The 18,497-nt window shown below is 46.1% G+C and carries 18 protein-coding genes; 15 read left to right on the plus strand and 3 right to left on the minus strand.

The features are described from left to right. The first annotated feature begins 180 nt into the window (after positions 1 to 180). From ACT89M_RS12330 to ACT89M_RS12355, 6 genes are all read left to right on the plus strand, one after another. Positions 181 to 1,092, plus strand: coding sequence for a DMT family transporter (locus ACT89M_RS12330; RefSeq protein ID WP_308721932.1), 912 nt, complete (start codon positions 181 to 183; stop codon positions 1,090 to 1,092). A 173-nt stretch (positions 1,093 to 1,265) separates the two neighbouring features. Next, the gene (locus ACT89M_RS12335) at positions 1,266 to 2,327 is read left to right on the plus strand and encodes a LacI family DNA-binding transcriptional regulator (RefSeq protein WP_261764522.1); all 1,062 of its coding nucleotides are present in this window, start codon (positions 1,266 to 1,268) and stop codon (positions 2,325 to 2,327) included. A 245-nt stretch (positions 2,328 to 2,572) separates the two neighbouring features. Continuing rightward, entirely contained in the window at positions 2,573 to 5,122 is a 2,550-nt protein-coding gene (locus ACT89M_RS12340) for a beta-mannosidase (protein WP_487345244.1), read from the plus strand. A gap of 203 nt (positions 5,123 to 5,325) precedes the next feature. Continuing rightward, positions 5,326 to 5,883: a hypothetical protein gene (locus tag ACT89M_RS12345; protein WP_154886238.1), complete on the plus strand. Its 558-nt coding sequence runs from the start codon at positions 5,326 to 5,328 to the stop codon at positions 5,881 to 5,883. A 117-nt stretch (positions 5,884 to 6,000) separates the two neighbouring features. Beyond that, on the plus strand, positions 6,001 to 6,705 hold the full coding sequence (locus tag ACT89M_RS12350; RefSeq protein WP_154887357.1) for a response regulator transcription factor: 705 nt from the start codon (positions 6,001 to 6,003) through the stop codon (positions 6,703 to 6,705). Continuing rightward, complete coding sequence (locus ACT89M_RS12355) at positions 6,702 to 7,742, plus strand: sensor histidine kinase (protein ID WP_221790980.1); 1,041 nt, start codon at positions 6,702 to 6,704, stop codon at positions 7,740 to 7,742. The genes ACT89M_RS12350 and ACT89M_RS12355 overlap by 4 nt, the downstream gene beginning before the upstream one ends. A gap of 146 nt (positions 7,743 to 7,888) precedes the next feature. Here the strand turns inward: ACT89M_RS12355 and ACT89M_RS12360 are convergent, their stop codons facing one another. Together ACT89M_RS12360 and ACT89M_RS12365 are read right to left on the minus strand one after the other, a co-directional pair. Then, positions 7,889 to 8,554, minus strand: a complete 666-nt coding sequence (locus ACT89M_RS12360) for a hypothetical protein (protein ID WP_154983784.1) — start codon at positions 8,552 to 8,554, stop codon at positions 7,889 to 7,891. A gap of 60 nt (positions 8,555 to 8,614) precedes the next feature. Then, positions 8,615 to 9,136 (minus strand): zinc metalloprotease, encoded by a 522-nt coding sequence (locus ACT89M_RS12365; protein ID WP_154958836.1) that lies wholly within the window; start codon positions 9,134 to 9,136, stop codon positions 8,615 to 8,617. 227 nt (positions 9,137 to 9,363) lie between these two features. Here ACT89M_RS12365 and ACT89M_RS12370 point away from each other — a divergent pair, with 227 nt between their 5' ends. The 5 genes from ACT89M_RS12370 (at position 9,364) to ACT89M_RS12390 (ending at position 13,803) form a co-directional block, all read left to right on the plus strand. Beyond that, positions 9,364 to 10,041 (plus strand): SOS response-associated peptidase, encoded by a 678-nt coding sequence (locus tag ACT89M_RS12370; protein WP_090920826.1) that lies wholly within the window; start codon positions 9,364 to 9,366, stop codon positions 10,039 to 10,041. A 294-nt stretch (positions 10,042 to 10,335) separates the two neighbouring features. After that, complete coding sequence (locus ACT89M_RS12375) at positions 10,336 to 11,469, plus strand: NADH-dependent flavin oxidoreductase (RefSeq protein WP_253495047.1); 1,134 nt, start codon at positions 10,336 to 10,338, stop codon at positions 11,467 to 11,469. 169 nt (positions 11,470 to 11,638) lie between these two features. Further along, positions 11,639 to 12,406 carry a DeoR/GlpR family DNA-binding transcription regulator gene (locus ACT89M_RS12380; RefSeq protein WP_154886232.1) on the plus strand — a complete coding sequence of 256 codons (768 nt, stop codon included), beginning with the start codon at positions 11,639 to 11,641 and terminating at the stop codon, positions 12,404 to 12,406. Between the two features lie 283 nt (positions 12,407 to 12,689). After that, the gene (locus tag ACT89M_RS12385; RefSeq protein WP_154886231.1) at positions 12,690 to 13,148 is read left to right on the plus strand and encodes an OsmC family protein; all 459 of its coding nucleotides are present in this window, start codon (positions 12,690 to 12,692) and stop codon (positions 13,146 to 13,148) included. 58 nt (positions 13,149 to 13,206) lie between these two features. Further along, positions 13,207 to 13,803 carry a DUF2062 domain-containing protein gene (locus tag ACT89M_RS12390; RefSeq protein WP_123066692.1) on the plus strand — a complete coding sequence of 199 codons (597 nt, stop codon included), beginning with the start codon at positions 13,207 to 13,209 and terminating at the stop codon, positions 13,801 to 13,803. Here ACT89M_RS12390 and ACT89M_RS12395 read toward each other — a convergent pair. Further along, complete coding sequence (locus tag ACT89M_RS12395; protein ID WP_373323164.1) at positions 13,781 to 14,677, minus strand: AEC family transporter; 897 nt, start codon at positions 14,675 to 14,677, stop codon at positions 13,781 to 13,783. The two genes, ACT89M_RS12390 and ACT89M_RS12395, sit on opposite strands and share 23 nt — an antisense overlap. Before the next feature lie 255 nt (positions 14,678 to 14,932). On the opposite strand from ACT89M_RS12395, the gene ACT89M_RS12400 reads away from it, so the two are divergent. The 4 genes from ACT89M_RS12400 (at position 14,933) to ACT89M_RS12415 (ending at position 18,445) form a co-directional block, all read left to right on the plus strand. Beyond that, complete coding sequence (locus ACT89M_RS12400; protein ID WP_154886229.1) at positions 14,933 to 16,015, plus strand: lactonase family protein; 1,083 nt, start codon at positions 14,933 to 14,935, stop codon at positions 16,013 to 16,015. Positions 16,016 to 16,687: 672 nt separating this feature from the next. Beyond that, positions 16,688 to 17,320, plus strand: a complete 633-nt coding sequence (gene hxlA / locus ACT89M_RS12405; RefSeq protein ID WP_090920812.1) for a 3-hexulose-6-phosphate synthase — start codon at positions 16,688 to 16,690, stop codon at positions 17,318 to 17,320. A 4-nt stretch (positions 17,321 to 17,324) separates the two neighbouring features. Then, positions 17,325 to 17,888 (plus strand): 6-phospho-3-hexuloisomerase, encoded by a 564-nt coding sequence (hxlB, locus tag ACT89M_RS12410; RefSeq protein ID WP_253495040.1) that lies wholly within the window; start codon positions 17,325 to 17,327, stop codon positions 17,886 to 17,888. Between the two features lie 182 nt (positions 17,889 to 18,070). Beyond that, positions 18,071 to 18,445 carry a winged helix-turn-helix transcriptional regulator gene (locus tag ACT89M_RS12415; RefSeq protein WP_145330144.1) on the plus strand — a complete coding sequence of 125 codons (375 nt, stop codon included), beginning with the start codon at positions 18,071 to 18,073 and terminating at the stop codon, positions 18,443 to 18,445. The last annotated feature ends 52 nt before the right edge of the window (positions 18,446 to 18,497 follow it).

The raw sequence follows: 18,497 nt of genomic DNA on the forward strand, positions 1-18,497 counted from the left end.
TATAGTACTTTCCTTCCAGATTAATCTACATTTCTATACATGAGTTTATTTCATATTAACTATTATAAATATTCATTTTTATAATGCAAAGAGATCGTTTATACTTGCCAAGGCGAGTTAGTTTAGTACATATAACCAACGTAGCTCAGACTATTATAGAAGAATGAAGGTAGAAGTTAGATGAATGGGGTACAGGGAAATCAGATTCAAGCATCACGAAGAGCAGATGTACAGATGTTGCTTGCAACCGTTATTTGGGGTTCTTCTTATCTGTTTATGAAATCGGGACTAGCTTCAATGCAAGAACTAAATTTGATTGCTTTGCGATTTGGAATCGCCTTTGTAGCGGCAGGGATACTCTTTCACCGCCGTTTGAGAAACGTTGATCGTAGAACCTTGCTTGCTGGAGGCGTGCTGGGTACAGCGTTGTTTGCTGCATTTGTATTCATCACCTATGGGGTACAGCGAACGACGGCGTCTCAGGCGGGGTTTTTGATCAGTTTGGCCGTCATTTTTGTACCAATATTAACGACAGTCTTGCGCCGGCGATTGCCGGACAAACGTCTTAGTGTCAGTATTGTGGTCGCAGTAGCAGGGCTTGGATTATTAACGCTTCAACATGAAATGAGCCTGCATCTCGGGGATTTGTTATGTATTCTGGCAGCATTGATTTATGCCGTTTATATTATGATTGCAGGTAAATTTACTCCGAATCATGATCCGCTTGCACTCGGAATCGTTCAACTTGGTGTAGCGGCTTTGTTGGGAACTGTAGCCACATTTTTGTTTGAAACACCGCAGTTACCAGATACGCCGGAATCATGGGCATCGATCTTGGGACTCGGAGTATTATGCAGTGGGCTTGGTTATATTTTGCAAACTTTTGCCCAGCGCCACGCTTCACCCACGAGAACGAGTCTGATCTTTTCGCTGGAGCCGCTGTTTGCCGCAGCGTTTGCTTTTATTTTTCAGGGAGAGTCTCTTACGTTGCAAGGATACTGCGGAGCAGCATTGATGCTGGCTGGCGTATTGATTACGGAGATCAAACTGCCGCTGCATGTGTTCAGACGCAGAAAGCGCCCGGCATTATAGTGTTAACTGAATCTCTCTGTCCATCTAAATATATATGTAGTGGAAGACAGTCGCCCATAAATAAACGGTAGATAAACGAAGTTACAGGTTATTCCGTCTTACTCCGATCTAACCTAACAAACCCCGAATGAACAAAACATGTTTTGTTCATTCGGGGTTTTATGCTACACTGGATGAAATATCAGGAAAATCGGGTGAGCAAGATGGGCAAAAGAGTGACCATGCAACAGATCGCAGATGCTGCAGGAGTATCCAAGTTCGCAGTTTCCCGTGCACTGACGGGTAAGCCGGGGGTTAGTGAGCACACGCGTGAGATGATTGTCAGAACCGCGGGGCAACTGGGTTATTTTAAAATAGAGCCAAAATATAATGCAGTGGATTCTCATACATCATTCGGTGACACAATGGGGAAGAAAAACGAAGGTACCATATTGATTTTGTTTCCGAATATACGCTCTCAAAATCGTTCCTCATTGTATTGGGGGCCAGTATTCGACGGGATTTCAGCGCGTTTGAATGAGCGGGGTATGGATATTTTGACACTGACGGAACCTTCTTCCGATCATATGTTTTCGGTTCTCAATCCCGACGCCATTCGGGGTGTTATTACGGTAGGCACGATCTCAACGCCAGTGCTGCTCGAAATATATCGCTTGCGCATTCCGCTCGTCATGGTGGACCACGAGGATTCTGCAATACATACCGATACTGTATTTACTGACAATGTGAAAGGCATGAAAGAGTTAGTCCTTATGCTTGCGGCGAAGGGATATAAACGGTTCCAGTTCGCTGGACAGCTACCTGATGCGGTTAGTTTCAGGGAACGGTGGCTCGGGTATCGGATGGGACTTGAAGTAATGCAACTACAGGCTGAACAGCATGCGGGGCTGCTCGTGCAGGAGTATAAGGAGATGCAACAAACCATCAGAGAGTTCAAGCTTGAAGATATTCCAGAGGTGATCGTCTGCGCGAATGACCACACGGCATTTATTATCATTGAGGCTTTGCGAAGTCGCGACGTTCAGGTGCCTGAACAGTGCGCGGTAACAGGGTTCGATAATACAAGGGCAGATGATCCTATTATGGCTACGGCACATATTCATAAGGAACATCTCGGAGCCCGTGCTGTAGATCAGCTGTTGTGGCGCATTAGCAATCCGAATGTTCCATATGAGCGTAAGCTTATTCATGCGGACATCATTATGCGGGACGAATATCATATGTTACGGGAGTAGCCAGGTAAAGTTTGTGGTTGTGGACACTCCTAGCAGGATGGAAACAAAATAGAAGGGAAAAGACATGGAGAAGTAAATCTCTATGTCTTTTTTTGTGATTGCAGTGATAATAGAACAATTTAATTGACCAAATGCATTGACTGTTATACGGCTAACATGTTAATTTTGTTTTGTGAATTGTTTGCTAATATAATAACAAAACCTAACAAAATACGTTGGTTACTCTAACGACATGGGAGGCTGTCATGAGCACAAAGCTATCACAACGATTTGAAAACTGGACGTTCAAGGCTAGTGAGGATCAGGAATGGACGCCGGCTCAGGTGCCTGGATGCGTACATACCGATCTGCTGAGATTAGGCAAGATTCCTGACCCATTTTACGGGACAAATGAGAAGGAAGTGCAGTGGATCGACAAGAAGGACTGGGAGTATCGTACAACGTTCGATATTGAATCTTTTTTATATACGCAGGAGCATCTCGAACTAGTTTTTGACGGACTGGATACGTATGCGGATGTATATGTGAATGACACACATGTGTTGTCTGCGGATAACATGTTTCGAGTATGGAAGGCAGATGTAAAAGCATTAGTGAAGGAACAGGGGAACATGCTTCGCATTCATTTTCGTTCTCCCATTCAGGAGGATTTACCGAAGCTGGAGAAACTGGGATATGCCTTGCCTGCATCCAATGACCAATCCGATGTGGGCGGTCTCGGGGATAAACGAGTCAGTATCTTTGCGCGCAAAGCACCATATCACTATGGCTGGGATTGGGGTCCGCGTTTTGTCACCAGTGGCATCTGGCGTGAAGTTAGGCTTGAGGGATGGACAGATGTGAAAATTAATGATTTATTTATCCGTCAAAATGAAGTAAATGCCACATCGGCACAAGTCACCGCAGTGGTAGAAGTGCAAACTTCACAGCCTATAGATACCGTTATTCGCATAGGTGCAGATGGTCAGCGCTGGGAGAAGGCCGTATCTTTACAACCTGGTTCCCATACGGTAGAGGTCCCGATCTCGATTCAGAATCCAAAGCTCTGGTGGAGCCGTGGATTGGGTGAAGCGTATCGATACACGTTTGCTGCCGAAGTACTTCAAGGTGAGCGTGCTGTCGTAACGTACGAGGTCAAAACAGGACTTCGTTCCATCCGTCTTGTGCGTAATTCGGACGAAGCCGGGGCTTCCTTTTATTTTGAACTGAACGGAGTTGCGGTTTTCGCCAAAGGAGCCAACCATATTCCCAATGACAGTTTTATTACCGAAGTGACACGGGAACGGTACATGCATGAGATCATATCGGCAGCGGAGTCCAACATGAATATGCTACGTGTATGGGGCGGTGGCTTTTACGAAGAGGATGTATTCTACGACTTGTGTGATGAATACGGTATCATGGTGTGGCAGGATTTTATGTTCGCGTGCAGCATGTATCCGGGTGATGAAGCGTTCCTGAACAGTGTCCGTCATGAAGCGATCGACAATGTGAGACGTCTGCGCAATCATCCGAGTATTGTACTGTGGTGTGGCAACAATGAGATAGATTCGGCTTGGGCGCATTATATTGAAAATGGTGGCTGGGGCTGGAAAAAAGATTACAACGCCGAACAGCGCGAACGCATCTGGGCGGATTATGAAGCGATTTTCCATGACCTTTTGCCAGAAGTGGTCGAAGCGTATGCACCAGGCATTGACTACTGGCCTTCCTCCCCCATTGTATCGCTGACAGGGGATGAAAAGCAGCATGCCCATCCGTCTACATCGGAAGGAGACATCCATTATTGGGGCGTGTGGCACAATGTGGAGCCTTTTGAGAATTACAATATATACGTAGGCCGTTTTATGAGTGAGTATGGGTTCCAGTCGTTCCCGGAATACAAGTCGGTACGCACATACGCCGAGGAAGAAGACTTGGCCTTGGAGTCAGAGGTCATGCTTGCACATCAGAAGAACGGTGCGGGTAATCGACTGATCAAGCAGTATATGGATATGTATTTGCATGAACCGAAGGATTTCCCATCCTTCCTGTATATGAGTCAGGTCCTTCAAGCGGAAGCGATGAAAACCGCAATCGAAGCCCACCGCCGCCGCAAACCTTACTGTATGGGAACGCTCTACTGGCAAATGAATGATTGCTGGCCTGTCGCTTCGTGGGCGGGTATGGACTATCTTGGTCGCTGGAAGGCATTGCAATATTATGCGAAACGTAGTTTCAATGATGTATTGGTTTCCGTGGATGGTACCAAAGAAGACGTCACAGATATCTATGTGGTTTCTGATCTATTGAAGAAGGTGGAGGGGGAGCTTCAAGTTCAATTGATTGGATTCGATGGCACGGTGCACTGGGAAGAGACTTTTGCAGTAAACGTAGCACCCAATGCAGGTGAGAAGTTGTTGTCCTTACGTAATGCAGACTGGCTTGAAGGGCATGATGCTACGACGACGCTACTGCGGATCGCTCTCCGTCAAGAGGGAGTAACAGACATTGTCCAGGAGCATTACTTCGTGCCTGCCAAAGAGCTTGCGCTTCAGCCTGCGAGCATCAAAGTCAGGGGAGGAGCGGATGAGGAGGGTGTACATCTGTTGCTGGAAAGTGATGTTCTTGCCAAGCAGGTGTGGATGTCTTCGGAAGTTGAAGGGGTCTTCTCGGATAACTTCTTTGATCTGATTCCCGGGTTTCCGGTAAAGGTGAAGTTCATCTCCAGAGAAGGTTTACAGCAAGCAGATGTCAATTCGAATCCAGGGGCGGTCGAGGTTCGATCCATGGCTGATTTTATTCGAGTGAACTAAATGTGAGGCAAGCGAAAAAAAAGACGTAGCAACGAATAAAACGGTTGAAGTCTCTCGCGGAGAGGGACTTCAACCGTTTTTTGTGACAGGATGATACCACAAATTACATCGTAATGGTTTCGTAACATTTTGCTTAGAGAATCGTAAGTTGTTTTCCTTATTGTAGTCCATGCAAGCAACTAAACCCATGGAGAGTGATAACAATGATGAAAACAAGCAAAAGCAAAAAAATGATTGCGGCAGCGGTGTTGATGATGTCTTTGACCTTTTCAGGATTGGCAAGTGCAAGCGCTACAGAGATGAAAATGATTAAAAAGGATGGCATGGAACTTGTGCAATTGAGACAGGCGGCAAAAATGTATGGTTACAGCATTATGTGGGACAGCAAAGACCGCTCGGTAACGTTAATGTATATGGACAAAATGCACGACACGATGATGAAAGACGATATGAAAATGAAAAATGACATGATGATGCACGATGATATGATGAAGCAAGATGACACGAAGATGGCTGATAACATAATGATGAAGGACGACCAAATGAATAAAAATGACATGATGATGAAGGACGACATGATGATGGAAGGTGCTATGATGCCTGCAGCTAAAACCATTAAGGTGTGGGTTGGTTCCACAAAAATGATGGTAGACGGCATGCAGGTTAGCTCGAAGTCAATGCCCATAATCCATGAGGGCAACACATATGTAACGGATATGGTCATTTCCGAATACATGATGCCGATGAAGGCTATGAAGTGAAGGTAACGAAGTAAACGTAAAAAATTGAAAGTAAGACAGATCAATAATACTGAAACATGATCCTTGCCCTGTGATATGATGATGCCAGATGCTTGTTTTGAATATGGGGTGAGTTCATTGAATGAGCGTATCATGGTTGCCGATGATGACAGTAATATTACAGACGTTTGTCGCAGGTACCTCGAAAGGGAAGGTTATTCTGTGGTGACGGCTAAGGATGGTATGGAGGCGATTGAGTTGTGGCGCACCCACACGCCAGATCTGATTGTGCTGGACCTGATGATGCCACATAAAAATGGATGGGAAATCTGTAACGAGATTCGTCAAAGCGAGGATGTACCCATTGTTATGCTGACTGCTCGTGGGGAAGAGCAGGATCGACTGATGGGTCTGACGATGGGAGCAGATGATTATCTGACCAAGCCATTTAGTCCGAGAGAACTCGTTCTGCGTGTCAAAGCGATATTGCGCAGAATACGAACGGTACAGGTGTCGCCTACCACTCATTCATCACATACGATTCGTTATGAAGGGCTGACCATTGATTTTGTGAAACGTGAGGTAGAGATTGACGGACGGCTGATTGACTTGACAGTTACTGAATTTGAGATGTTGTATTTGCTAGCCAGCCACCCGGGACAGGTGTTTTCGCGTAGTCAAATGTTAAGCAAAATCTGGGATTTTAGCTACGAGGGAGATACGACGACCGTAACTGTGCATATTCGAAGATTACGAGAGAAGATCGAGCAAAATGCTTCCGATCCAAAATATATTAAAACGGTTTGGGGTATAGGTTATAAGTTTGCAGGTGGCTCATCATGAAATTACGCACGTATCTGGTATTGTCCAGTCTTCTGGGCATCGGTGTATTGTTGATTTGTTTGTTCGTCAGTTATTCCAAAATGCTTCTCACCATCGATCAATTGTATTGGCTGTCGGGTATAACGGCCGGGGTAGGTTTACTTTCGTTTGTTCTCCAGTATGTATTAACGAAGCCATTGGAAAAATCAATAGCTCGTATTACCGAGCGTACAGTGAAGGTAGCCGAAGGGGATTTCCATACGGAAGTTCCTCTCATCGGGCCACAGGAATTTAAACTGCTGGCACAGCAGTTTAATGAAATGAGTTCCAGACTGAAGGATAGTTTTGACGATCTTCATCAATCCGAATCGGCCAGGCGTGAACTGATAGCAAATGTGTCTCATGACTTACGTACACCACTGGCCTCGATTCAGGCCTTTGTCGAAGCGCTGGAGGATGATGTGATTAAGGATGAAGCCACCTTCCGGCGTTATCTGAATACGATTCGCCTTGAAACGAAGAGGCTGGGAGGGCTGATCCAGGACTTGTTTGATCTATCGAGTCTGGAGGCCCAAGGGGAGCGATTTGATCCAGAGCCCAGTCATGTCGATGAGTTGTTGGTTAGCACACTCGAGGGCTTTTCGTTCCATCTTGCCGAGAAAGAGCTGAATGTGGAGATTGAGTTGCCTGATCAATTGCCAGCTGCCATGATGGTACCTGCACAGATGAAACGGGTGGTTTCCAATTTATTGCAAAATGCCATCCAATACTCTTCTACAGGAGGCACAATCATGCTTACTGCCACAGAGCAGGGAGCGTTTTTGCAAATTGCGGTGTTGGATCAAGGTGAGGGGATTGAAGCGGAAGAAACGACACGTATTTTTGAACGGTTTTACCGGATTGATAAATCCCGTAGTAAAAGTAGTGGTGGAGCTGGACTTGGGCTCGCGATCGCTCAATCCATTGTGGAACGGCATGGAGGCGAAATTGGAGTTCAGAGTAAGAAGGGAGAAGGAAGTTGTTTCTGGTTTACCCTTCCAGTGTGTGTCAATCGCTAGCCATTGGCACTGAGAGATTTTGATCATAGCGATAACGTAACAACGTGCCACCCGGTATTTGGGGTAGCACGTTTTATTATTCTTATGTAGAGCGGCATGTTGAGATGGACATTAAATAAGTAAGTAGGTAAAAGAGTAAATATACGTTACGGATTGGACTGTTCGTTTTTGATTTGTTGCAATTCGCTCAGGCTGAGCGTCAGATCATTCTCCGGGTTTGCACTGACAATCACTTCAGACTGGGATTGCTGGCTGGCCTGGTTTGACTTCGAAGCAGGTTTGACCACATAGAGGCTTTGAACGCTGTTTAGCAGGCTTGCAGGGGTGTCCGCATATGTTTCAAGAAAAAGTACATAATCCTTGGTCTGCATAAGCTTAAGACTGTCATCGTTGACGATTTCGGTGTTACCCAGTTGTCCGCCAAGCTGTTTGACTTCAAGCCGATCCCCGGCTGTGTAACCCCCTTTGTAGGATTCAGTCACCTGAACCGTATAGATCGTATAGATTTTGTCAAAAGAAACCTGAGCATCTGCCGCACTTCCCGCTGCATTCATATGATTCTGATCTTGGGAATCAGCTTGTCCCCTGTCATCTAAAGCTTCAACCCGGGTTTGAATGACATTGCCCTTCACAATGGTGTCGGCCCGCTCTGACAAAGCGTCTACACTTCCATAACTGGGATAATCCTCGGATGCGATGATTTTGACGGGAGTACCCGGGGGAGAAGCGGCCGGAGTTGCTGAAGAGCAGCCGACGACAGACAGGATAAAGATAGAAGAGACGAGTAAGGTAAGTACTCGATTCTTGTTCATAGATCGGAATCCTCCTTGGAAATAAAATGTAAATGATACGGAATGATGATGTACGAACGATTAGTATCTGGATCTGACATTATTGATATCGAAGGTCTGTGGTTTGGTCATGGAATTCCGGTTGCGCGTGTAAGACATAATGGAAGGACTGTTCGTTGTCGGGTTGTCACCAAGCCAGACGGAGTGACCCAGTTCATGAACGAACACGCTTTGAATAAAGTTGGATAAGTTGGATGCATCAGCGGTAATCGTGGAGGCGTTGAGTTCGATGCGGAAGTTGACAACCTGATTGCCGGAGACAGAAGCGTAGTTAACACCATAAGCGGTATTATTGAAGTTACCAGCGGTGATCGTGTTCGGAGAATTATTCGTTTTGACGAATTGCACTTTGGCTCCCGCATTGTTCCAGTTGGCAAGAGAAGCATCCATTGGACCCTGCCATGCAGAAGCGTAGTTGTAGGTCCGAATTGGAATGGTGGAACTAGGGTAGCCGTAATTCAAAAAGGTTGCTGCGTAGATCGTGCTGCCAAACATCGCGAGCGCAGAGAACAACATCAGGCTCATCAACAACTTCCTTTTCATACTTAAAACCTCCAATAAATGTATATTTTCTCTATTATAGTAACAAGTAAATGTGTACCTGAAATGAGTCTCAAGTCGTTGTTTTTGTTATGGAAAAAAGGAAAAAACCTGTGCACTAAAGGAATGTTGTCACAACAAGTCGCTTTCTGTCTGGGGAAGGTATGCATAAATTCCCTTAACTCACAAATAATACACTCAACCTTACTAGGAAAAAGGAGTGTATAGGGATGTGCGAACGTTTTTCACTCGCGGCTGATCTAGATGAAGTTCGGGATCATTTCAAGGTACAACGAGTCATGTATTACTATAAAAATCGCTATAATATCAGTCCAACGCAACATACGCCGATCATTCTACATCAGGATGGAGAACGTGTGCTGGATGAATTCCGTTGGGGATTCATTCCGTTCTGGGGGAGGGATGCGGTGAATGCTAATTTAATGACTGTGCATGAAAACCCCGCGTATTATAAGTTAGTGGAGACCAAACGCTGTGTTATTCCATGCAATGGGCTGTATTACTGGCGACAAGAAGGCAAGAAGCGTTATGCAGTGCGTGTTGTCATGCCGGATCGCGGACTTTTTGGCATTGCGGGATTGTATGAGATCTGGAAAGATACCCGCAAGCAACCGCTTCGCACCTGTACAATGCTCATGGCTGGCGCGAATCTGGCGACTCGTGAGTTTGGAAACAAGATGCCGGCTATTCTCATGGATGATGAGATCAACACCTGGCTTGATCCGGCCAATACCAGAGTTACACAGTTGTTGCCACTGCTTAAAACATACAATCGCACAGAGATGAATCTATACCCGGTCACGCCGATGGTGGCAAACGACGAACATGATTGTTATGAATGTGTGGAAGAGATGGAGCAGAAGCTGGCTTACGTGCGGAGTTACTGAGGTTGACTTAACTGAGGGATGCCTAAGGTATTACCGAGATTTTCTGAAGATGTAGCTACGTTCATGTTTATGGTTTCTAAGTTTCTGAACTCTGGAAATGGTTAAAAACAGGATGGGGCGTCTGAGGACACTCTGTCCTTTTTTAGTTGTGTCATCGTTTCCGTTGTAGGCTGACAAGGAATGGAAAAAGAAAAGTTGCAATTGAGTTGAAACGTAACTATAATAATTACAGTATTTGAATGTATATATCCATATATCTATTTAAAGAGATATAATATCAGGAGGGAACCACGAATGAATCCAAAGTATTCGAAAATGTTTGAACAAGTTTCACTGCCAAGCAGCGGCATTACACTGAAAAACCGGATCGTGCTTGCTCCTATGACTCATATGTCCTCTAATTCAGATGGTACGGTATCTGACGCTGAGCTTGCATATTATGCACGTCGCACAGGTGGGGCTGGCATGTCGGTTACAGCGGTAACACATGTTACGCCTAACGGTATCGGCTTCCCCGCACAATTCGGTTCTTATGATGACAGCTTTGTGCCTGGACTGAAACGTCTGGCTGAAACGATTAAACAGCAAGGTTCTGTTGCTGTACTGCAAATGTTCCATGCAGGCCGTCTGACTCCGGAACAAGCCGTTCCTGCGGGCCAAGTGGTTGCACCTAGTGCAGTCGCAAGTGAACGCCCAGGTTCACCGGAACCAAGAGAAATGACGGATGAAGAGATTACTTCTGTCATTCGTGATTTCGGTGAAGCGACTCGCCGTGCTATTGAAGCCGGTTTTGACGGTATTGAGATTCATGGTGCGAATGGTTATCTGATTCAGCAGTTTTTCTCTCCACATTCCAACCGGCGCGAAGATCGCTGGGGAGGCAGTGTAGAGAAACGTTTGGCGTTCCCATTAGCCGTTGTAGATGAGGTACAGCGTGTCGTTTCCGAGCATACTAAACTTCCGTTTATTGTGGGTTACCGTTTCTCGCCGGAAGAGCCAGAAACGCCAGGACTAACAATGGAGGATACGTATGCACTGGTTGATGCTTTGAAAGATAAAAATCTCGACTATTTGCATGTTTCCTTGAATGAGTTCTGGTCGAAGCCAAGACGTGGTGAAGAGGATACACGTGCCAGAATTGAATTCATTTTGGATCGTGTTGGCGGTAAAGTACCTGTAATTGGTGTTGGATCGATTCATACCGCCGATGAAGCAGCAGAAGCGCTGGAAACCGGCGTACCGTTGCTTGCGATTGGACGTGAGCTGATCATCGAGCCAGACTGGGTCGAGAAGATTGAAAGCGGACGTGAAGAGGATATTGAGACCATTCTGACGAAATCCGATCAAGAGCGTTTGGTGATTCCTGATGGATTGTGGAATGCAATTATCCACACACCGGGTTGGTTCCCTATGGCAGAGGATAAATAATTTATCGGAATGACTGGATGGAGGAGGCGAAAGCCTCCTCTTTTTACATATGCATGAATGTTTATGGACGTCAATTCTTGTAGATGTGTGAAATTCTCCTTCCAACCGCTCTATGGTATGATGGGGTAACAGGATTAACTGGTATATTAACGGTTTGGAGTGAATGAAGATGCTCGTTGCGGAACGTTATGAAAAAATTGTGGAATGGGTGGATGCGCATGGAAGCATGCGTGTCACTGAGCTTAGTGAGCGCTGTGGAGTGACCGAAGAAACGATTCGCCGTGATCTGGACAAGCTGGAACAGGCGGGCAGGCTCAGACGCTCGCATGGTGGAGCGGTGAGTGTGAAATACAAGGATGAATCGCAAACCGAGATTCCATATCCCGAGCGTGCTGTTGCATATGCCGATGAGAAGCGACGCATTGCAAGTGAAGCAGTGAAACTGGTGGAACCCGGTGACCGGATTGCTTTGGATGCAAGTACTACCGCGTGGTATATGGCAACCGGACTGCCCAATATTCCGCTGACGGTATTAACCAATTCAATTAAAGTTGCCGCAGAGCTAAGCGCGAAAGAACAGATTCGTGTCATTGCTACAGGCGGACAGCTTGCTTCCAAATCTTTGTCCTTTGTCGGGCCGCTCGCAGAGCGCTCGCTGGATGCGTATCATGTGGATAAAGTGTTTTTGTCTTGCAAAGGCGTACATCTGACCAAGGGCATCAGCGAGTCGAATGAACTACAGGCTTTGGTGAAGCAGAAAATGATTCATATTGCTGACGAGGTTATTTTGCTAGCCGATTCGAGCAAATTTAACATTCAAGCTTTTACAAGGGTAGCTGGCATGGAGAGTGTTGGAAAGGTCATCACCGACCAGGGTGTGCAGAAGGAGCATGTGAACGCGCTGAACGAACTTCAAATTCCGTGTATACGTGTGTGATCGTAAAGGACGTCAGAATATTACAAATGAATATTTATAAGTTAAACTCTTTATTTACACTTTAACGGAGGGGACAGAGAAAAACTGAAAAAGCGGAGCTAAAAGCTTTCTGAAAAGAAAGCTAACATCGGAAGCATACGCTTCGCCTTTATCACCGGATTTTTACCTTTGGAAAAGTGAATCCAAAAAATCCGGGGATAACAGCGATTGGAGGTTTATTCTGTCATTGGAGTGTCGGCGTAAAAGTATTTAGTTCGACTTATCATAGAAAGGATCGATGACAATGAAACATCCGTTTCACTTAAAGGCGGTATGGAATGGCGGACGTAACAGTGAGGGCACGATTGATGCAGGAGGTTTGAAAACCGTCATTTCGATTCCGCAGGAAATGGGCGGCCCTGGTACAGGAACGAACCCGGACGAGATGCTACTGGGGGCAGCGGCAACCTGTTACCTGATTACCCTTGCGGCGATGCTGGAGCGTTCAGACATTACTCCTGATGAGCTGACGCTGGAATCGGAGGCAACGGTGGATGTGACCAATAACATCTTTACGTATGAACGTATCGTACATCGACCGCGAATCGTGCTTCCACAAGATACATCCGAATCGGTTCTGAGTAATGCCGAGAAGCTGGCGCATAAGGCAGAAGCATCCTGTATGATCTCCCGGGCAGTATCTGGCAATGTGAGGATGGAAACCTGTCCGGTGATTGTAACCACTGGAGCTGACGCAGTGTGATATAATTGGTGGGTAGACGACATGATTCGTCATTTGTGCAAATAAGGAGAAATTCAGGATGAAAAACCAGAAGCGCAAACCCAATCGAATGGCACGTTTGACTCGTGCAATGAAACTGAATTTTCTCAAACTTTTACGTGCTCCGGGTGGTGCTCATAAGGTATCTACCGGATTTGCTATAGGGTTCGGTCTCGAACTGATCGTAATCTCGACTGCATCCCTGATTTATCTTGTGTTTTATCCGATCGTTCGTTTGTCTGGCGGCTCCATGCCAGCGGCCATTGTAGGCAACGTTGTGGGCAAGCTGACATTTCTGCCGATTATTCTTATGCCACTTGCGAAACAGATAGGTTCATGGATTTTGCCAGCGCACAGTATGGGCCAGGGTCCTATGCATGAGAGCGCATGGAGGGAACTGTTTCATGGAAACTGGTCAGCGGTAAGTGAACTGCTGCTCGGTGGACTTGATATCCTGGCAGGTATGAGTGTGCTCGGGTTAATTTTGGGATTCGTTTCGTACTTTGTCGTCAAATACTTCTATGTCAGAGCTCTTCATCGGCGGCATGAACGCCGGCTGGAGAAGCGCCGCCAAGCGGCAAACGCTTCAGGCCTTAGCACAGCTTCTGTACTGATCAGGAAGACATCACAATCATAATTGGCAGGAAGACCATGGAAACAGCGGTAGTCCACAGAATGCAGCGGGATACAAATTGCGGAGATGCACCGAACTGTTCAGCCAAAATAACAGCGTTCACTGCGGTTGGCATCGAGGCGAGGATAAGCAACACAGGGAATAATGTTCCTTCGACTTGCAGTGCTTTCAGTATAAGCCAGGCTAAAATCGGTGCTGCAACCAGCCTGACAACAAGTCCGGCCCAAAAAGCCTTACGAACATTCGATTGCCAAGGTGCTGTATCTCCTTTGGGTCGTAACATCTGAGCGCCCAGAATCGCCAAGACAATAGGAGAATAACCGGTAGCCATCATCGAAACGCCCCCATCCAGAGCATCAGGAAGGGAAATGCCCGAGCTCCGCATGATGACTGCGATCACAGCTGCGTAGATGGTAGGCATGCGGAATACGGACAGCATCGCGTTTTTTACCGTGAATTCGGATCTTGCGGCAAAGAAAATACCTACTGTATTGACGATGATCATCTGTCCAATGACGTAGACCGAAGCCTTGTCCAGTCCAAGTTGACCAAAGGCAAGCAACACAAGCGGGAGCCCGTAGTTCACACAGTTGGTAAATGTGGAGACGAGGGTCAGTCCTGCTTTTTCAGGTGCACCCAGACCAAAGATTCTGCTTATGATCTCAGCCAGAGCCCAGAGGGCGATCAAGTTGAGGATAGAGAACCAGAAAGTGCTTGTAACATCCGTCCAGGTAATCTCTGCGTGTAGCAGGGTATGGAAGATAAGCGCAGGACTTAAAATATAGAGTGAAAATGCCGAAAGCGGCCGTGTATCCCAGTCCTTGAAATGTTTTAACAATATTCCGCCAATGACGGGCAAGGAAATGGGCAGAAACACATGATAAAGCGTAATGAAAAACGAGGTAAACAATCTGTTCAGTCCTTTCTAGATGAAAAACCTATCTTATCATAGCAGGAAATGCTCGACAGTTGAATGTATAAGGACACAATCCTTCTACAGATACGCATTTCATTGCGTTAAACATGGCAGGCTCCGGTGGAGTGAGCAGGGGTCCGATTGCTATTTTGATATGGCAGATTTATTATAGAAGAGGTGCAACAAGATTACATACACATAGAGGAGGAAACTGTAATGAGTGAATCAAAACGCTTGCTCGTACTAGTCGGCTCTTATGCCGAAGCGGAAAATGAGGGCATTTACGCATATGAATTAAATGAGGATACAGGCAGTCTGGCGAAGCTGGACGGCATTGCGGGCGTGAAAAACCCGACGTTTGTTAACGTGGATGCGCAAGCAAACAAGCTATATGCGATTGGTGAAACGGCGTCTGCCGAGGGCAATAAAATGTCTGAAGCGGTAGCACTGAGCGTAGATCCTGCGACGGGTAAATTGACTTTGCTCAATCGCAAAGACTCCATCTCTGCTCCGCCATGCCACATTCAGCGTGACCCTTCCGGTAAATATTTGATCCTGTCCAGCTATCACGGTGGATTGGTAGGACTTCAAGCCCTTACAGACAATGGTGAAGTTGGAGCACTTCTGGACGAGAAGAAACATGAAGGACACGGGGCACATCCTGAGCGTCAGGACAAGCCACATGTGCACTCGGCATTCTTCAGCCCGGATGGTAAATATATGATGGTACAGGATTTGGGCGCAGATAAAATTGCGATCTACTCCATTAACGCAGACACCAATGAACTGGTGCTTCACAGTGAAACGAAAACTCATCCGGGCGCAGGACCACGCCACTTGGCCTTCCATCCGAATGGTCAGTTTGCATATGTGATCAACGAAGTGGATTCGTCTGTCACATCTTACAAGTATGATGCAGCTGCGGGTACGCTCACTGAAATCTCCAATATTTCAACGCTTCCTGACGGCTATGACGGCGCTGAGAATACTACTGCTGAGATTACGGTTTCGAACGATGGCCGTTTTGTATATGGTTCCAACCGTGGACATGACAGCATCGTCGTATTTGCAGTAGATGCAGACAAAGGTCATCTGACCCTGGTAGAGCATGTCTCCGCAGAAGGACAGCACCCGCGTCATTTCGCATTGACACCGAATGGTAAACTGCTGATTGCGGCTAACCGTGATACAAACAACATGGTTACCTTTACAGTAGATCAGGAGAGCGGTCGCCTGAAATACACAGGTCACAGTACAGGTGTGTCCAAGCCGGTATGTGTGAAACCCGTATATCTGTAAGAGGTCGATGGATAAATAGATAGGAACATACAACGCTTATGCTGCTATGAAAAATCAAGAAGAATCCTGCCTGAAAAGACAGGGTTCTTCTTTTTCTTTTTGATAAAAGACTTTATGAAAAGTGAATAACATCCATTGTAAGAAACCTACATCATTGATGTTGTACAAACAATACCCTGTTCGTAAATAGCACTGACTGTAGAATAGATGAAGATAGATGTATCTCAAGAAAGGATTCGTATAACAACGTCGAATATCCATTAGTTTCGTCCAAGTAACTACCTCACTTGAAAGTGCGTACTTCCTGAATGGATAGTCAGGCTCTACAATGAACTAGCAACCACCATTACGAGATGTTGGCCTCAGCAACGGATCATTGGCGGTAAAAATAAACATTTGGATCTATATAAGTTGAACTATTTTTTACACGTTAACGGAGAGGACAGAAAAAACCTGGAAAAGCGAAGCGCTCGCCTAAAAGCTTTCTGCAAGAAAGCTGCATCGGAAGCATACGCTTATCACCGGATTTTTCCCTTTGGAAAAGGGAATCAAAAAAATCTGGGGATAACAGCGATTGGAAGGTTCTTCTGTCATCGGAGTGGACTGTGTAAATCTTTATTTCAACTTATACAGCATCATTAATCAACCTCAAATACAAAGGAGATATAAAACATGAAATTACAACTCGCACTTGATTTGGTTAACATCCCGGAAGGTATCGCACTGGTTAAAGAAGTTGAACAATATATTGATATCGTTGAGATCGGCACACCGATTATTATCAATGAAGGATTGCATGCTGTAAAAGCAATGAAGGAAGCTTATCCTAATCTGCAAGTTCTTGCGGACCTGAAAATTATGGACGCTGGCGGATATGAAATCATGAAAGCAGCTGAAGCGGGTGCAGACTTGATCACCGTTCTGGGTGCAAGTAACGATATGACGATCAAAGGCGCTGTTGAAGAAGCGAAAAAACAAAACAAAGAAGTTCTCGTGGACATGATCAACGTGCCTAATCTGGAACAACGTGCGCGTGAAGTTGACGCTCTGGGCGTAGACTACATCTGTGTTCATACCGGGTATGACCTGCAAGCAGTTGGACAAAGTCCTTTCGAAGACCTGCAAACGATCAAAGGTGCAGTGAAAAATGCAAAAACTGCGGTTGCTGGTGGTATCAAATTGGACACATTGCCAGAAGTTGTGAAAGCACAACCTGACTTGGTCATCGTTGGTGGCGGTATTACAGGGCAAGCAGATAAAGCAGCTGTAGCATCCGAAATGCAGCGCCTTGTTCAGCAAGGGTAAGCTGATGAGCAGCAAACAATACGCCGCAGATATCCTGAAGGAACTGGAACGCACGTTAAGCCAGCTTGATGATACCGAGATGCAGGCAATGGCCGAGCAGGTGCTAGCAGCGGAACGCATTTTTGTAGCTGGCGCGGGTCGTTCAGGTCTCATGGGAAAAGCATTCGCGATGCGATTGATGCAGATGGGACTTACCGTTTATGTCGTAGGCGAGACGGTGACGCCAGGGATCAGCTCAGCAGATTTCCTGCTGCTATGCTCTGGTTCTGGAGAGACAGGCGGGCTGGTTGCCATGGCAAGAAAGGCGAATCAAGCGGGTGCACCTGTAGGCTTAATCACAATTAAGCCGGATTCCACAATTGCACAGCTGGCACAAGTGGTCGTTCGGCTACCTGCCTCTGCAAAAGAGGATGCGGCGGGAGCCGGAGCGGATGTTACCATTCAGCCTATGGGTTCCTTGTTTGAACAATCCTTGTTGCTCAGCATGGATGCATTGATCCTCACCATGATGGAGATCAAGGGCATGACCGGTGCAGATATGTTCAGCCGGCACGCGAATCTGGAGTAGTTCGATTGAAGTGCTCACGCGTTTAATATAGCTAAAAATGAAGTAGACCGGAATCCTGTGCTATTGCAAGGATTGCGGTCTTTTCTGTGAAAAAGATGAGCGAACTTTGCATTCGGTCCGTGCTATAGTAAAATGAAGTATTAGAGTTTGATATCGTACGAGATAAAGGGGGGCTTGGAGCCATGGCGTCCGAAGTCAAAGAACGCATTAATTTAAAAGAAATCAACTGTGAAAAGGAATTAACGCTGGCGGTGATTGGCGGCAAGTGGAAGCTGATTATATTGTGGCATTTGGGTCTGGAGGGCACCAAACGTTTCAGTGAGTTAAAACGCCTGATTCCCCACATTACGCAAAAGATGCTTACGAACCAGCTGCGGGAGCTGGAGGAGGACAAACTGGTGGAACGCAAAGTGTACGCCGAAGTTCCGCCCCGAGTTGAATATTCACTGACGGATCATGGGCAGAGTCTAATGCCGGTGTTGCATGCGATGTATAACTGGGGTAAAAACTACGGTGAGAATGTCATCTGGAAAGCGGATGAAATGAATATCTTATAGTACACCATTGAATATCTATAAGAATCAGAAATGAATGATCGATTAACGAAAC

The sequence above is a fragment of the Paenibacillus sp. NN59 genome, from assembly GCF_057597225.1.

Bases quoted from the DNA above. Each gene is read 5' to 3' on its own strand.
- ACT89M_RS12330 (WP_308721932.1), top strand. From the start codon at position 181: ATGAATGGGGTACAGGGAAATCAGATTCAAGCATCACGAAGAGCAGAT.
- ACT89M_RS12335 (WP_261764522.1), top strand. From the start codon at position 1,266: ATGAAATATCAGGAAAATCGGGTGAGCAAGATGGGCAAAAGAGTGACC.
- ACT89M_RS12340 (WP_487345244.1), top strand. From the start codon at position 2,573: ATGAGCACAAAGCTATCACAACGATTTGAAAACTGGACGTTCAAGGCT.
- ACT89M_RS12345 (WP_154886238.1), top strand. From the start codon at position 5,326: ATGATGAAAACAAGCAAAAGCAAAAAAATGATTGCGGCAGCGGTGTTG.
- ACT89M_RS12355 (WP_221790980.1), top strand. From the start codon at position 6,702: ATGAAATTACGCACGTATCTGGTATTGTCCAGTCTTCTGGGCATCGGT.
- ACT89M_RS12360 (WP_154983784.1), bottom strand. From the start codon at position 8,554: ATGAACAAGAATCGAGTACTTACCTTACTCGTCTCTTCTATCTTTATC.
- ACT89M_RS12365 (WP_154958836.1), bottom strand. From the start codon at position 9,136: ATGAAAAGGAAGTTGTTGATGAGCCTGATGTTGTTCTCTGCGCTCGCG.
- ACT89M_RS12370 (WP_090920826.1), top strand. From the start codon at position 9,364: ATGTGCGAACGTTTTTCACTCGCGGCTGATCTAGATGAAGTTCGGGAT.
- ACT89M_RS12375 (WP_253495047.1), top strand. From the start codon at position 10,336: ATGAATCCAAAGTATTCGAAAATGTTTGAACAAGTTTCACTGCCAAGC.
- ACT89M_RS12380 (WP_154886232.1), top strand. From the start codon at position 11,639: ATGCTCGTTGCGGAACGTTATGAAAAAATTGTGGAATGGGTGGATGCG.
- ACT89M_RS12385 (WP_154886231.1), top strand. From the start codon at position 12,690: ATGAAACATCCGTTTCACTTAAAGGCGGTATGGAATGGCGGACGTAAC.
- ACT89M_RS12390 (WP_123066692.1), top strand. From the start codon at position 13,207: ATGAAAAACCAGAAGCGCAAACCCAATCGAATGGCACGTTTGACTCGT.
- ACT89M_RS12400 (WP_154886229.1), top strand. From the start codon at position 14,933: ATGAGTGAATCAAAACGCTTGCTCGTACTAGTCGGCTCTTATGCCGAA.
- hxlA (WP_090920812.1), top strand. From the start codon at position 16,688: ATGAAATTACAACTCGCACTTGATTTGGTTAACATCCCGGAAGGTATC.
- hxlB (WP_253495040.1), top strand. From the start codon at position 17,325: ATGAGCAGCAAACAATACGCCGCAGATATCCTGAAGGAACTGGAACGC.
- ACT89M_RS12415 (WP_145330144.1), top strand. From the start codon at position 18,071: ATGGCGTCCGAAGTCAAAGAACGCATTAATTTAAAAGAAATCAACTGT.